This window comes from Zhongshania aliphaticivorans (genome assembly GCF_902705875.1).
Classification (GTDB): domain Bacteria; phylum Pseudomonadota; class Gammaproteobacteria; order Pseudomonadales; family Spongiibacteraceae; genus Spongiibacter; species Spongiibacter aliphaticivorans_A.
In genome coordinates this window covers 333,686-345,775 of record NZ_CACSIK010000003.1, presented here as the reverse complement: position 1 = coordinate 345,775, position 12,090 = coordinate 333,686, and the positions used below count along the sequence as shown (strand labels likewise).

General features: G+C 48.1%; 23 protein-coding genes. All 23 read left to right on the top strand.

Features of this window, described 5'->3' with window-relative positions; translation table 11 throughout:
- Positions 1-2 precede the first annotated feature (2 nt).
- The 23 genes from tuf (at position 3) to secY (ending at position 12,085) form a co-directional block, all read left to right on the top strand.
- Positions 3-1,226 (top strand): elongation factor Tu, encoded by a 1,224-nt coding sequence (tuf, locus tag AELLOGFF_RS16735; RefSeq protein ID WP_159270127.1) that lies wholly within the window; start codon positions 3-5, stop codon positions 1,224-1,226.
- A 236-nt stretch (positions 1,227-1,462) separates the two neighbouring features.
- Positions 1,463-1,774, top strand: coding sequence for a 30S ribosomal protein S10 (gene rpsJ, locus AELLOGFF_RS16730; protein ID WP_103684259.1), 312 nt, complete (start codon positions 1,463-1,465; stop codon positions 1,772-1,774).
- A gap of 120 nt (positions 1,775-1,894) precedes the next feature.
- Positions 1,895-2,539, top strand: coding sequence for a 50S ribosomal protein L3 (gene rplC, locus AELLOGFF_RS16725; RefSeq protein ID WP_159270126.1), 645 nt, complete (start codon positions 1,895-1,897; stop codon positions 2,537-2,539).
- An 11-nt stretch (positions 2,540-2,550) separates the two neighbouring features.
- Positions 2,551-3,171, top strand: a complete 621-nt coding sequence (gene rplD / locus AELLOGFF_RS16720) for a 50S ribosomal protein L4 (protein ID WP_159270125.1) — start codon at positions 2,551-2,553, stop codon at positions 3,169-3,171.
- A complete protein-coding gene (gene rplW / locus AELLOGFF_RS16715) occupies positions 3,168-3,464 on the top strand; it encodes a 50S ribosomal protein L23 (protein WP_159270124.1) in 297 nt (98 codons plus the stop codon). The genes rplD and rplW overlap by 4 nt, the downstream gene beginning before the upstream one ends.
- Before the next feature lie 17 nt (positions 3,465-3,481).
- Complete coding sequence (gene rplB / locus AELLOGFF_RS16710; protein ID WP_159270123.1) at positions 3,482-4,306, top strand: 50S ribosomal protein L2; 825 nt, start codon at positions 3,482-3,484, stop codon at positions 4,304-4,306.
- 37 nt (positions 4,307-4,343) lie between these two features.
- Positions 4,344-4,619, top strand: coding sequence for a 30S ribosomal protein S19 (gene rpsS / locus AELLOGFF_RS16705; protein WP_103684254.1), 276 nt, complete (start codon positions 4,344-4,346; stop codon positions 4,617-4,619).
- Between the two features lie 25 nt (positions 4,620-4,644).
- Positions 4,645-4,983 (top strand): 50S ribosomal protein L22, encoded by a 339-nt coding sequence (gene rplV, locus AELLOGFF_RS16700; RefSeq protein ID WP_159270122.1) that lies wholly within the window; start codon positions 4,645-4,647, stop codon positions 4,981-4,983.
- A gap of 14 nt (positions 4,984-4,997) precedes the next feature.
- A complete protein-coding gene (gene rpsC, locus AELLOGFF_RS16695) occupies positions 4,998-5,672 on the top strand; it encodes a 30S ribosomal protein S3 (protein ID WP_159270121.1) in 675 nt (224 codons plus the stop codon).
- Positions 5,673-5,683: 11 nt separating this feature from the next.
- On the top strand, positions 5,684-6,097 hold the full coding sequence (gene rplP, locus AELLOGFF_RS16690) for a 50S ribosomal protein L16 (protein WP_159270120.1): 414 nt from the start codon (positions 5,684-5,686) through the stop codon (positions 6,095-6,097).
- A complete protein-coding gene (rpmC, locus tag AELLOGFF_RS16685) occupies positions 6,097-6,288 on the top strand; it encodes a 50S ribosomal protein L29 (RefSeq protein ID WP_159270119.1) in 192 nt (63 codons plus the stop codon). The genes rplP and rpmC overlap by 1 nt, the downstream gene beginning before the upstream one ends.
- A gap of 1 nt (position 6,289) precedes the next feature.
- Positions 6,290-6,556 (top strand): 30S ribosomal protein S17, encoded by a 267-nt coding sequence (gene rpsQ / locus AELLOGFF_RS16680; RefSeq protein WP_159270118.1) that lies wholly within the window; start codon positions 6,290-6,292, stop codon positions 6,554-6,556.
- A gap of 59 nt (positions 6,557-6,615) precedes the next feature.
- Positions 6,616-6,984, top strand: coding sequence for a 50S ribosomal protein L14 (gene rplN, locus AELLOGFF_RS16675; protein ID WP_159270117.1), 369 nt, complete (start codon positions 6,616-6,618; stop codon positions 6,982-6,984).
- Between the two features lie 35 nt (positions 6,985-7,019).
- Positions 7,020-7,337, top strand: a complete 318-nt coding sequence (gene rplX, locus AELLOGFF_RS16670; protein ID WP_159240996.1) for a 50S ribosomal protein L24 — start codon at positions 7,020-7,022, stop codon at positions 7,335-7,337.
- Positions 7,338-7,350: 13 nt separating this feature from the next.
- Positions 7,351-7,890, top strand: coding sequence for a 50S ribosomal protein L5 (rplE, locus tag AELLOGFF_RS16665; RefSeq protein WP_159270116.1), 540 nt, complete (start codon positions 7,351-7,353; stop codon positions 7,888-7,890).
- 12 nt (positions 7,891-7,902) lie between these two features.
- Positions 7,903-8,208 (top strand): 30S ribosomal protein S14, encoded by a 306-nt coding sequence (gene rpsN / locus AELLOGFF_RS16660; protein WP_159270115.1) that lies wholly within the window; start codon positions 7,903-7,905, stop codon positions 8,206-8,208.
- Between the two features lie 55 nt (positions 8,209-8,263).
- Positions 8,264-8,659: a 30S ribosomal protein S8 gene (rpsH, locus tag AELLOGFF_RS16655; protein ID WP_159270114.1), complete on the top strand. Its 396-nt coding sequence runs from the start codon at positions 8,264-8,266 to the stop codon at positions 8,657-8,659.
- Between the two features lie 25 nt (positions 8,660-8,684).
- Positions 8,685-9,218 carry a 50S ribosomal protein L6 gene (rplF, locus tag AELLOGFF_RS16650; RefSeq protein WP_159270113.1) on the top strand — a complete coding sequence of 178 codons (534 nt, stop codon included), beginning with the start codon at positions 8,685-8,687 and terminating at the stop codon, positions 9,216-9,218.
- A gap of 10 nt (positions 9,219-9,228) precedes the next feature.
- Complete coding sequence (gene rplR / locus AELLOGFF_RS16645; RefSeq protein WP_103684242.1) at positions 9,229-9,579, top strand: 50S ribosomal protein L18; 351 nt, start codon at positions 9,229-9,231, stop codon at positions 9,577-9,579.
- A gap of 11 nt (positions 9,580-9,590) precedes the next feature.
- Positions 9,591-10,103 carry a 30S ribosomal protein S5 gene (gene rpsE, locus AELLOGFF_RS16640; protein WP_159270112.1) on the top strand — a complete coding sequence of 171 codons (513 nt, stop codon included), beginning with the start codon at positions 9,591-9,593 and terminating at the stop codon, positions 10,101-10,103.
- Between the two features lie 19 nt (positions 10,104-10,122).
- Positions 10,123-10,299, top strand: coding sequence for a 50S ribosomal protein L30 (gene rpmD, locus AELLOGFF_RS16635; RefSeq protein WP_159270111.1), 177 nt, complete (start codon positions 10,123-10,125; stop codon positions 10,297-10,299).
- Positions 10,300-10,311: 12 nt separating this feature from the next.
- Positions 10,312-10,746 (top strand): 50S ribosomal protein L15, encoded by a 435-nt coding sequence (gene rplO, locus AELLOGFF_RS16630; RefSeq protein ID WP_159270171.1) that lies wholly within the window; start codon positions 10,312-10,314, stop codon positions 10,744-10,746.
- Between the two features lie 10 nt (positions 10,747-10,756).
- Entirely contained in the window at positions 10,757-12,085 is a 1,329-nt protein-coding gene (secY, locus tag AELLOGFF_RS16625; RefSeq protein ID WP_159270110.1) for a preprotein translocase subunit SecY, read from the top strand.
- Positions 12,086-12,090 lie beyond the last annotated feature (5 nt).

The following is a 12,090-nucleotide window of genomic DNA, read 5'->3' as shown; positions in this document are numbered from 1 at the left end:
CCGTGGCTAAAGAGAAGTTTGAACGTAATAAGCCCCATTTGAATGTGGGCACCATTGGTCACGTTGACCATGGTAAAACCACGCTGACTGCAGCACTGACGCGCGTATGTGCAGAAGTATTTGGTGGTCAAGCAGTCGCGTTTGATGGTATCGATAACGCACCTGAAGAGCGTGAGCGCGGCATCACTATCGCGACCTCGCACGTTGAGTATGATTCATCAGTTCGTCACTATGCTCACGTCGACTGCCCAGGTCACGCTGACTACGTTAAGAACATGATTACTGGTGCTGCACAGATGGACGGCGCTATTTTGGTATGTGGTGCAACTGACGGCCCAATGCCGCAGACGCGCGAGCACATCCTGCTATCTCGTCAGGTTGGCGTACCTTACATCGTTGTCTTCCTGAACAAAGCTGACTTGCTAGCTGAAGATTGCGGCGGCGTAGGCAGCGAAGAATACAACGAAATGTTGGAATTGGTAGAAATGGAGTTGCGTGAGCTACTCGACATGTACGAATTCCCAGGCGACGACACGCCAATCATTGCTGGTTCTGCGCTGATGGCGTTGAATGGCCAAGACGACAACGAGCTAGGAACAACTGCCGTTGCAAAATTGGTTGAAGCATTGGATACCTACATTCCACAGCCTGAGCGTGCGGTTGATCTGCCGTTCTTGATGCCAATTGAAGATGTATTCTCAATCTCTGGTCGCGGTACTGTTGTAACAGGTCGTGTAGAGCGCGGTATTCTGCGCACCGGTGATGAAATTGCCATCATTGGTATCCGCGAGACAACAAAAACTACCTGTACTGGTGTTGAGATGTTCCGCAAGCTGCTTGACGAAGGTCGTGCAGGTGAGAACGTAGGTGTGTTGTTGCGTGGTACAAAGCGTGATGACGTTGAGCGTGGTCAAGTATTGGCTAAGCCTGGTTCAATCACTCCGCATACTCGTTTTGAAGCAGAAGTGTACGTGTTGTCCAAAGAAGAGGGTGGTCGTCACACGCCATTCTTTAAAGGCTACCGTCCGCAGTTCTACTTCCGTACCACAGACGTAACAGGTGCTTGTGAGCTACCTGAAGGTACTGAAATGGTAATGCCTGGTGATAACGTGAAAATGGACGTGACATTGATTGCGCCAATCGCGATGGAAGAAGGTTTGCGTTTTGCAATTCGTGAAGGTGGCCGTACTGTTGGCGCCGGCGTTGTTGCTAAAATCGTAGAATAAGATCGATACACCGTTCGGTGTAAGAGGTTAGTAAGGGGGAGGCTTGGGCCTCCCCCTTACAGTTTTGATATGCCCTTTGCGGTATTAAGTTGTGGTTGTGGCTTTGTTATGAAATATCCGAAATATTAGGTTGACAATATCTCGGTATATCATTAACATTCCGCTTCCTTTTTTCGGGTTACTTCACGCGAACGTCGCGGTGGGCTCGGATTTATTTGGGATGGGAGTTTGGTCAGGTGCAAAATCAACGGATTCGAATTCGTTTAAAGGCTTTTGATCACCGTCTCATTGATGCGTCTACGCAAGAGATTGTAGACACTGCAAAGCGTACTGGTGCGCAGGTTAGAGGCCCGATTCCTCTGCCTACTCGCAAAGAGCGTTTTACAGTGCTGGTTTCTCCACATGTAAATAAGGATGCGCGTGATCAGTATGAGATCCGCACCCATAAGCGCATGTTGGACATCGTAGAGCCTACAGAAAAAACTGTAGATGCATTGATGAAGTTAGATTTGGCGGCTGGTGTAGAAGTTCAAATTAGCCTCGGCTAGTTAAACATGTAAATACTGAATTATTTTCAGACCCGCTCGGGGGCTGGCCCTGGGTTGTGTAACGCGCTTTACCGCGCGGCCATAGAGGGTGTTAGCCCCGTACACTGAGAGGTTGGAGCAATGACTATTGGTTTGGTCGGTCGTAAAAGCGGCATGACGCGCGTTTTTACAGAAGACGGCATATCTATTCCGGTAACGGTGATTGAGGTAGATCCTAATCGCGTTACTCGTGTCAAGGCGGATGACGTAGATGGTTACAGTGCGATCCAGGTAACAACTGGCGCGCGTAAGGCATCACGCATCTCTAAAGCAGAAACAGGTCACTTTGCTAAAACTGGTGTTGAGGCTGGTCGTGGTTTGTGGGAATTTCGTTTGGAGCAAGGTGAGGTGAGCCCTGAAGTAGGTGCTGAGCTGACTGTTGCTGTTTTCGAAGCTGGTCAAAAAGTTGACGTGACTGGGCAGTCTAAAGGTAAGGGTTTTCAGGGCGGTATAAAGCGCTGGAATTTCCATATGCAAGATGCCACTCACGGTAACTCGTTATCGCATCGTGTACTCGGTTCTATCGGTCAGTGTCAGACGCCAGGTCGCGTTTGGAAAGGCAAGAAGATGGCCGGTCACATGGGTGCTGAGCAAGTAACAGTTCAGACTCTTGAAGTCGTGCGAGTAGACGCGGATCGTAACTTGATTTTAATCAAGGGTGCGGTTCCAGGTGCTCCAGGTGGTGACGTGTTTGTGCGTCCCGCTGTGAAAGCTAAAAAATCCTAGGGGGCCATGCAGTGGAATTAAGTATTGCGAAACCCGGTAACGGGGCTGCGGCGGGAACGGTTCAGGTATCTGACGTTACGTTTGCTCGTGAGTTTAACGAAGATTTGGTGCATCAAGTGGTAGTGGCCTATATGGCTGGTGCGCGCCAAGGTACTCGGGCTCAAAAAACACGTTCTGATGTTAGTGGTGGTGGTAAGAAGCCTTGGCGTCAAAAAGGTACGGGCCGTGCTCGTGCTGGAACGATTCGCTCGCCGATTTGGCGTGGTGGCGGTGTGACGTTTGCTGCTAGTCCGCAGGATCACAGTCAAAAAGTAAACCGCAAAATGTATCGTGCTGCTATTTGCACGATCTTGTCTGAGCTAGCTCGTCAAGAGCGCTTGGTTGTGGTTGAAGAATTTGCTTTAAGTGAGCCGAAAACAAAATTGCTAGTTAAGTCGCTTGGTGAATACGGCCTTAAAGGTGCGTTAGTAGTGACTGAAGAAGTAAATGGTAATTTATATCTTGCAGCGCGCAACCTTCATGATGTCGATGTTCGCGACGTTAATGGTGTTGATCCAGTTAGCTTGATCGGTTACGAGAAAGTGGTTGTTACTGTTGCTGCATTGAAAAAGTTTGAGGAGCTGTTGGGATGAATACAGAGCGCATCTATAAGGTACTGCTCGGCCCGCACGTTTCTGAAAAAAGTGCAGCCAGCGCTGAGCTAGGTAATCAGGTAGTGTTTAAAGTGCTGCCTAGTGCAAGCAAGCTTGAAATCAAAAATGCGGTTGAAAAACTTTTTAAAGTTGATGTGTTGGGTGTTCGCACAGTCAATGTAAAAGGCAAAGTAAAGCGTAACCGTTTTGGTTTGAGCAAGAAGTCAAACTGGAAAAAGGCGTATGTTAGCCTTGCGCAGGGTCAAGATATCGACTTTGCGGTCGCTGAATAAGTCTGGAGTTTAGTCAAATGGCAATAGTTAAAAGTAAACCGACTTCTCCCGGCCGTCGCTTTGTCGTCAGGGTTGTTAACCCCGATTTGCACAAAGGTGCACCGCACAAGGCGTTGCTTGAGAGTCAGTCGCGCAATGGTGGTCGTAATAACAACGGCCGTATCACTACTCGTCACGTTGGTGGTGGTCATAAGCAACATTATCGCTTGATTGACTTTAAGCGTAATAAAGATGGTATTCCTGCGCGTGTTGAGCGTCTTGAATATGATCCTAACCGTACTGCTTTCATTGCCTTAGTAATGTATGCGGACGGCGAGCGTCGCTATGTAATTGCGCCTAAGGGTATAGCTGCAGGTGACGAAATTGTATCCGGTGAGTCATCACCTATTAAGCCGGGCAATACACTGCCTATTCGCAATATCCCAGTGGGTAGTACTATTCACTGTGTTGAAATGAAGCCAGGTAAAGGCGCGCAATTAGCGCGTAGTGCGGGGACTTCTGCTCAGCTTGTTGCGCGTGACGGCCAGTACGCAACGATTCGTTTGCGCAGTGGTGAGACGCGTAAAGTATTGTCGGAATGCAGAGCAACATTGGGTGAAGTGTCCAATAGTGAGCATAGCTTGCGTAAATTGGGTAAAGCGGGTGCATCGCGCTGGCGTGGTGTTCGTCCTACCGTTCGCGGTGTGGCAATGAACCCGGTTGATCACCCACATGGTGGTGGTGAAGGTCGTACTTCTGGTGGTCGTCATCCCGTATCTCCTTGGGGTATGCCGACTAAAGGGTATAAGACCCGTAAAAATAAGCGTACAGACAAACTAATTGTCCGTCGTCGCGGCAAGTAAGTCGCCAGATGCCAATTAGAGTAAAGAGGATAAGCTTGTGCCACGTTCATTAAAGAAAGGTCCGTTTGTCGATCTTCATTTGTTGAAGAAGGTTGAAGTAGCGGTAGAAAAAAACGATCGTCGCCCCATTAAAACGTGGTCGCGTCGCTCCATGATTCTGCCTGAAATGGTGGCGCTGACTATCGCTGTTCATAACGGTCGTCAGCATGTCCCAGTGATTGTTACTGAGGATATGGTAGGCCACAAATTGGGTGAATTTGCCGCGACTAGGACCTATAAGGGTCACGTGGCCGATAAAAAGGCCAAGCGTTAAGCTTGCGCCGGGAGAGGCTTTTAAGATGGAAGTAGCGGCACGTTTAAAAGGCGCAAGAATTTCTGCTCAGAAAGCACGTTTGGTTGCTGACCAAATACGCGGAAAGGGCGTTGAGGAATCGCTGGATCTGTTGACGTTCAGTTCTAAGAAAGCGGCGAGCATTATTAAGAAAGTGCTTAACTCTGCAATCGCCAACGCTGAGCACAATGAAGGCGCTGATGTTGATGAGTTAACGGTTTCCACGATTTTCGTTGATGAGGGTTCTACTATGAAGCGCCTTCGTCCACGTGCAAAGGGTCGTGCGGATCGAATTCTTAAGAGATCTTGTCATATCACGATTAAAGTTGCAGACGGCGAAGGCTAGGTAGGAGAGACCACATGGGTCAGAAAGTACACCCGACCGGCATCCGGCTGGGAATCGTAAAAGAGCATAATTCTGTTTGGTTCGCTAGCGGTAAGAACTACGCGGATAACTTGGTAATGGATCTGGAGATTCGCGAACTGCTTGAGAAGAAGCTAGCGAGTGCATCGGTAAGTCGAATCGTTATTGAGCGTCCGGCACAAACCGCGCGTATCACGATTCACACCGCACGTCCTGGTATCGTTATCGGTAAAAAGGGCGAAGATGTCGACAAGCTCCGTAAAGAGCTTTCGGTAAAAATGGGTGTGCCAGTTCACATCAACATCGAAGAGATTCGCAAGCCGGATCTAGAAGCGAAGTTGGTGGCTATGAATGTCGCTCAGCAACTAGAGCGTCGGGTCATGTTCCGTCGTGCGATGAAGCGTGTTGTTCAAAACGCAATTCGTCAAGGTGCGGAAGGTATCAAGGTACAGGTAAGTGGTCGTGTCGGTGGAGCAGAGATTGCTCGTACTGAATGGTATCGCGAAGGTCGTGTGCCATTGCACACACTGCGCGCAGATATCGATTATGCGACACACGAAGCAGCTACGACTTACGGCATCATTGGTGTCAAGGTCTGGATATTCAAGGGTGAAATCTTGGGAGCCAGAAAAGAAGCGGTCGAAGCTAAGGCTAAGAAAGGTTCAGAGTAAGGGTTACGCAAATGTTACAGCCGAAGCGCACAAAGTTTCGCAAGCAACACAAAGGTCGCAACCGTGGTCTGGCAGAGCGCGGTAGCCGGGTCAGCTTTGGTGATTTTGGCCTGAAGTCTGTTGGTCGCGGACGTATTACAGCTCGTCAGATAGAGGCGGCACGTCGTGCTATGACTCGCCATATCAAACGGGGTGGAAAAATCTGGATTCGTGTTTTCCCAGATAAGCCTATTACTGAAAAACCTCTGGAAGTTCGTCAGGGTAAAGGTAAGGGTAATGTTGAGTACTGGGTCGCACTGATACAACCTGGCAAGGTATTGTATGAAGTAGAAGGCGTCTCTGAAGAATTGGCGCGTGAAGCATTCGCCTTGGCGGCAGCAAAGATTCCTGTGCCAACCACATTTGTTAAGCGGGTGGTAATGTGATGAATGCTTTAGAATTACGCGAAAAGTCAGTTGACGATCTGAATGCCCAACTGGTGCAGCTCCTTGAAGATCAATTCAAGTTGCGCATGCAAAAGAGTACGGGCCAGTTAGCGCAGACACATTTGCTGAAGAAAACCCGTCAGGAAATTGCACGCGTTAAAACTGTGCTCCAGGAAAAGGCAGGTAATTAAAATGTCAGAAGTTGCAAAAAGTGCTCGTACAGCTACCGGTAAAGTCGTCAGCGACAAGATGGATAAAACCGTTACTGTTCTGATCGAGCGTCGGGTAAAACACCCGATTTACGGTAAGTACATTACGCGCTCATCGAAAGTTCACGCTCATGATGAAAAGAATGAGTGCAAAATTGGTGATGTAGTGACAGTTTGCGAAACACGTCCAGTCTCTAAGTTAAAAACTTGGGCTTTGGTTAGTGTTGATGTAACGGCTACCCAGGTTTAATTTCACCGGCGGCCCTTGTGCAATCGCTTGATGCACTGTTGACTGGTTTGGAGTAAGAAATGATTCAAACAGAAAGCTATTTAGAAGTTGCAGATAACAGTGGCGCTCGCCGTGTTATGTGCATCAAGGTGCTTGGCGGCTCTCATCGTCGTTACGCACGAGTCGGTGATCTGATCAAAGTCACTGTCAAAGAGGCAATCCCTCGCGGCAAAGTGAAAAAAGGTCAGGTAATGACAGCTGTTGTAGTTCGTACTAAGAAAGGTGTTCGTCGTGGTGACGGTTCACTGATCAAGTTTGACGATAACGCTGCAGTGTTGCTAAACAATTCAAATGCGCCTATAGGCACTCGTATATTCGGGCCTGTAACGCGAGAATTGCGTGGCGAGAAGTTCATGAAGATTATCTCTTTGGCACCGGAAGTACTATAAATTACTGGGTGTGAAGAGAAGGCTGAGGTCAGGTTATGCGTAAGATTAAGCGTGAAGACGAAATTATCGTCTTAACCGGAAAAGACAAAGGTAAGCGCGGTGTTGTTCAGAAGGTTATGGACAATAACAAGCTACTTGTGTCTGGCATTAATATGATTAAGAAACACCAGCGTCCAAACCCACAGTTGGGTGTTGCTGGCGGTATCGTCGAGAAAGAAGCGCCGATCCAGGTTTCTAATGTAGCGATTTATAATCCGGCAAGTAAAAAAGCGGATCGCGTGGGCTTTAAAGTGGCCGAAGATGGCAGTAAGACCCGTATCTTTAAATCCAGCGGCGAAGCGGTTGACGCGTAGGGGTTAGTGAAAAATGGCACGATTAGGTGAACTATACCAAAACGAGTTACGGGCTAAGCTGATTGAAGAGCTGTCTTTAGCTAACCCTATGGAAGTTCCTCGCATCACTAAAATCACTCTTAATATGGGTGTTGGTGAAGCGGCTGGTGATAAAAAAGTTCTTGAAGCTGCGCTGACTGATCTGCAAAAAATTGCGGGCCAGAAGCCGGTGGTAACAAAAGCGCGTAAATCAATTGCTGGCTTTAAGATCCGTGATGGCTGGCCGATTGGTTGCAAAGTAACTTTGCGTGGCGCTCACATGTATGAATTTTTGGATCGCTTAGTAAGCGTTGCAATTCCACGAGTTCGAGATTTCCGAGGCGTAAGCCCAAAATCATTCGATGGTCGTGGTAATTTTGCAATGGGTGTTACTGAGCAAATTATATTTCCTGAAATTGATTACGATAAAGTTGATACACTGCGCGGTCTGGATATCACTATAACCACAACCGCTCGTAATGACGATGAAGGTCGCGCGCTTTTAAAAGCGTTTAACTTTCCGTTCAAAGGTTAAGGGGTAGGGATTATGGCAAAGCAGTCTATGAAGGCGCGTGAATTAAAGCGTGCCCAAACTGTTGAAAAATTCGCTGCAAAGCGTGCTGAACTGAAAGCTATTATCATCAGTGCAACAGCTAGCGACGAAGAAAAATGGGATGCGCAGGTTAAACTGCAAAAGCTGCCTCGTGATGCGAGTCCTTCTCGCCAGCGTCGTCGCTGCCAGATCACTGGCCGTCCACACGGTGTTTACCGCAAGTTTGGTCTTTGCCGTAACCAGCTCCGTCAAGCCGCAATGCGCGGTGATGTCCCAGGCTTAGTTAAGGCTAGCTGGTAATATTGAGAATTTTGCTGTCGCTGGCATTAGCCGCGGCGTTTAACGGGAGCAAAACATGAGCATGCAAGACCCTTTAGCGGATATGCTAACACGCATCCGCAACGCTCAGATGGCAGGTAAAACTGCTGTTACAATGCCGTCATCTAAATTAAAAGTATCGGTTGCCAAGGTACTTGAAGATGAAGGTTATGTCGCCGGTTCGCGGGTGGATGAACAAGGTGGCAAGGCAGCACTGACGGTAGAGCTTAAATACCATCAGGGTAAGCCAGTTATCGCTGAAATCAGTCGCGTTAGTCGCCCTGGTCTCCGCGCTTACGCAGGTAAAGATGAACTACCATCAGTACGTGCAGGGCTGGGTATCGCTATTGTTTCAACCAGTCATGGTGTAATGACTGATCGTGCAGCACGAGCTGCCGGGGTTGGCGGCGAAGTGCTTTGCACTGTTTTCTAAGGCGACGGTTTAAAGAGTTCTTAACATGTCAAGAGTAGCGAAAAGTCCAGTGACTATCCCTTCAGGGGTTGAAGTCAAGCTCGACGCCAGCAACATCTCTGTGAAAGGTAAAAAAGGCACGTTGGTTATGTCTTTGCACAAATCAGTAGAGATCAAGCAGGAAGACGGGTCTTTAGTATTTTCAGCGCGTGAAGGCGCGAAAGAAGGTTGGGCAATGGCGGGTACAACTCGTTCACTGACTAACAATATGGTTGTCGGGGTAAGCGAAGGCTTTCAGCGTAAGCTGATTCTTAATGGCGTTGGTTACCGTGCAAAAGCAAATGGCAAGTCAATAAACTTGGTGCTGGGTTTTTCGCACCCTATTGATTATGACTTACCAGAAGGTGTAACTGTTGAGACCCCAACGCAAACAGAAGTTGTGTTGAGTGGTACCGACAAGCAGGTACTTGGTAAGGTAGCGGCCGAAATCCGCGCGTTCCGTCCACCAGAGCCTTATAAAGGTAAAGGTGTTCGTTACGCGGAAGAAAACGTCCGTCGTAAAGAAGCGAAGAAAAAGTAAAGGCAAGGTTATGAGCGATAAGAAAGTTTCAAGATTACGTCGTGCCCGCCGTGCTCGCTTTAAGATGCGTGAGCTACGCGCCGTACGTTTGAGCATTCACCGCACACCACGTCATATGTATGCACAGCTTATTGCTGCATCTGGTGACGTCGTGTTGGCGAGTGCATCTACGCTAGACAAAGATTTGCGTGCTGGTGCGACCGGTAATGTCGCTGCAGCAGCTAGTGTGGGCAAGTTGATCGCTGACCGTGCGAAAGCCGCAGGCGTGACAAAGGTCGCTTTTGATCGCAGTGGATTTAAATTCCACGGGCGAGTCAAGGCGCTGGCAGATGCTGCCCGTGAAGGTGGTTTGGAATTCTAAGGTTTTAGGCGATGGCGTATAACGATCAGAAAGACAAAGCAAACACAGAAGGCCTGCAAGAGAAGCTTGTTCAGGTAAACCGTGTTGCCAAAGTGGTCAAAGGTGGCCGTATTTTTAGCTTCACTGCATTAACTGTAGTGGGCGACGGAAGTGGTAAAGTCGGTTTTGGCCGTGGTAAGGCTCGTGAAGTGCCTGTCGCGATCCAAAAAGCGATGGAAGCTGCACGCCGCAATATGGTTCAGGTAGATATTAAAGGTGATACCATTCAGTACGCTGTAAAAGGCCGTCATGGTGCCTCTAAGGTCTACATGCAGCCTGCATCTGAAGGTACTGGTGTCATCGCAGGTGGTGCGATGCGTTCTGTACTGGAGATTGCCGGTATTAATAACGTATTGGCTAAGTGCTACGGTTCTACAAACCCAGTAAACGTGGTTCGTGCAACTATTAAAGCACTTGAAAGTGTTTCCTCTCCAGAAGACGTTGCTAGTAAGCGCGGTAAAACTGTAGAAGAAATCTTGGGCTAAGACACAGGCAGGATTTGCTATGAGCAAGATTAAAGTCACACTAGTTCGTTCTGTTGCAGGACGACTAAAGTCGCACAAGGCCTGCGTTGCCGGTCTTGGCTTGCGTCGTATTCGCCACACTGTAGAAGTAGAAGATACTCCATCGGTGCGCGGTATGATCAATAAGGTCAACTATTTAGTACGTGTTGAGGGGTAAGTGATGAGCGATATGCGTTTAAACACGCTGAGCCCGGCGCCTGGTAGAGTTAAAGAAGGTAAGCGGGTTGGTCGTGGTATCGGTAGTGGCTTGGGTAAAACCGCAGGTCGTGGTCACAAAGGTCTGAAGTCACGTTCAGGTGGTAGTGTGCGTCCAGGTTTTGAAGGCGGTCAAATGCCTTTGCAAAAGCGTTTGCCAAAGTATGGTTTTACTTCGCGTTTGTCACGTGTCACTGCACAAATTCGTACCTCTGAGTTAACCTCAGTGAATGACGATGTAATTGATTTGGATGCGCTTAAGCGTGCCGATTTGATTAGCAGTAACATTGAACGCGCAAAGATCTTTCTGTCTGGTGATTTGAACAAAGCCGTTACTGTAAAAGGTTTAGCAGTAACCAAAGGTGCCCGCGAAGCTATTGAAAAAGCGGGCGGCAAAGTCGAGGAATAAGGCGAACTCAATGGCGAAGCCAAGTCCACAAACTGCTGGAAAAGAATCCGGAATGGGCGAGCTTATGGCTCGCCTCCGTTTTTTATTGTTGGCAATAATTGTTTATCGTATTGGTACTCATATACCTGTGCCAGGGATTAACCCGGATCAGCTCGCTGCGTTGTTCAATCAAAATCAAGGAACGGTTCTTGGTTTGTTCAACATGTTCTCTGGTGGTGCATTGGAGCGCATGAGTATTCTGGCGCTTGGTATCATGCCTTACATCTCTGCATCTATTATTATGCAGTTGATGTCTGCTGTAAGTCCGCAGCTGGAAGCCTTGAAGAAAGAGGGTGAGGCTGGACGACGGCAGATAAGTCAGTACACGCGGTATTTGGCTGTAGTATTAGCCTTGTTGCAGGGTACTGGTATGACAGTTGGCCTTGCCAATCAGGGTCTAGCTTACAGTGCTGATTTTAGTTTTTACTTTGTGTCTGTGGTTTCTCTCGTTACCGGCGCAATATTTATGATGTGGCTTGGTGAGCAGCTTACTGAACGCGGTGTTGGTAATGGTATATCCATGCTGATTTTCGCAGGTATTGTTGCAGGTTTACCCTCTGCTGTGGGTCAATCTTTAGAGCAAGCGCGTCAAGGTGAATTGAACATTCTCGTCTTGCTAGCAATCTTGGTTCTTGCCATTGCGGTTGTGTATTTGGTGGTATTTATTGAGCGTGGACAGCGGCGTATCACGGTTAATTACGCCAAGCAACAGCGCGGTAATAAAATGTACCAAGCGCAATCTAGCCATCTACCGATGAAAGTGAATATGGCTGGTGTTATTCCTGCTATCTTCGCAAGTTCCATTTTGTTATTCCCTGCGTCTATTGCGCAGTGGGTAGGACAAAGTGGCGAGGGGATGGAGTGGTTGCAGGATGTGGCGTTGGCAATCGGTCCCGGTCAGCCTTTGAATATTCTGCTTTTCACAGCATTAATAGTATTTTTCTGCTTCTTCTATACAGCGTTGATGTTTAACCCTGATGAAGTCGCCGATAACCTGAAGCGTTCAGGAGCATTTTTACCTGGGATTCGTCCTGGTAAGCAAACTGCGAACTATATAGACGGTGTATTAACCCGCTTAACCATGTTTGGTTCTTTGTATATTGCCGGTGTGTGTTTGTTGCCGCAGTTTTTGGTCGTGATGTGGAATGTACCATTTTATCTTGGTGGCACCTCATTGCTGATTGTTGTAGTGGTAGTAATGGATTTCATGGCACAAGTTCAGTCTCATCTGATGTCTCATCAATATGACTCTGTCATGAAAAAGGCTAACTTAAAAAATTACGGCGGTGGTGCGCGCTAACGCTC

Excerpts from the sequence above, each read along its gene's own strand:
- rplC (WP_159270126.1), top strand. The coding sequence starts at position 1,895 with ATGACTATTGGTTTGGTCGGTCGTAAAAGCGGCATGACGCGCGTTTTT.
- rplW (WP_159270124.1), top strand. The coding sequence starts at position 3,168 with ATGAATACAGAGCGCATCTATAAGGTACTGCTCGGCCCGCACGTTTCT.
- rplB (WP_159270123.1), top strand. The coding sequence starts at position 3,482 with ATGGCAATAGTTAAAAGTAAACCGACTTCTCCCGGCCGTCGCTTTGTC.
- rplV (WP_159270122.1), top strand. The coding sequence starts at position 4,645 with ATGGAAGTAGCGGCACGTTTAAAAGGCGCAAGAATTTCTGCTCAGAAA.
- rpsC (WP_159270121.1), top strand. The coding sequence starts at position 4,998 with ATGGGTCAGAAAGTACACCCGACCGGCATCCGGCTGGGAATCGTAAAA.
- rplP (WP_159270120.1), top strand. The coding sequence starts at position 5,684 with ATGTTACAGCCGAAGCGCACAAAGTTTCGCAAGCAACACAAAGGTCGC.
- rpmC (WP_159270119.1), top strand. The coding sequence starts at position 6,097 with ATGAATGCTTTAGAATTACGCGAAAAGTCAGTTGACGATCTGAATGCC.
- rpsQ (WP_159270118.1), top strand. The coding sequence starts at position 6,290 with ATGTCAGAAGTTGCAAAAAGTGCTCGTACAGCTACCGGTAAAGTCGTC.
- rplN (WP_159270117.1), top strand. The coding sequence starts at position 6,616 with ATGATTCAAACAGAAAGCTATTTAGAAGTTGCAGATAACAGTGGCGCT.
- rplX (WP_159240996.1), top strand. The coding sequence starts at position 7,020 with ATGCGTAAGATTAAGCGTGAAGACGAAATTATCGTCTTAACCGGAAAA.
- rplE (WP_159270116.1), top strand. The coding sequence starts at position 7,351 with ATGGCACGATTAGGTGAACTATACCAAAACGAGTTACGGGCTAAGCTG.
- rpsN (WP_159270115.1), top strand. The coding sequence starts at position 7,903 with ATGGCAAAGCAGTCTATGAAGGCGCGTGAATTAAAGCGTGCCCAAACT.
- rpsH (WP_159270114.1), top strand. The coding sequence starts at position 8,264 with ATGAGCATGCAAGACCCTTTAGCGGATATGCTAACACGCATCCGCAAC.
- rplF (WP_159270113.1), top strand. The coding sequence starts at position 8,685 with ATGTCAAGAGTAGCGAAAAGTCCAGTGACTATCCCTTCAGGGGTTGAA.
- rplR (WP_103684242.1), top strand. The coding sequence starts at position 9,229 with ATGAGCGATAAGAAAGTTTCAAGATTACGTCGTGCCCGCCGTGCTCGC.
- rpsE (WP_159270112.1), top strand. The coding sequence starts at position 9,591 with ATGGCGTATAACGATCAGAAAGACAAAGCAAACACAGAAGGCCTGCAA.
- rpmD (WP_159270111.1), top strand. The coding sequence starts at position 10,123 with ATGAGCAAGATTAAAGTCACACTAGTTCGTTCTGTTGCAGGACGACTA.
- rplO (WP_159270171.1), top strand. The coding sequence starts at position 10,312 with ATGCGTTTAAACACGCTGAGCCCGGCGCCTGGTAGAGTTAAAGAAGGT.
- secY (WP_159270110.1), top strand. The coding sequence starts at position 10,757 with ATGGCGAAGCCAAGTCCACAAACTGCTGGAAAAGAATCCGGAATGGGC.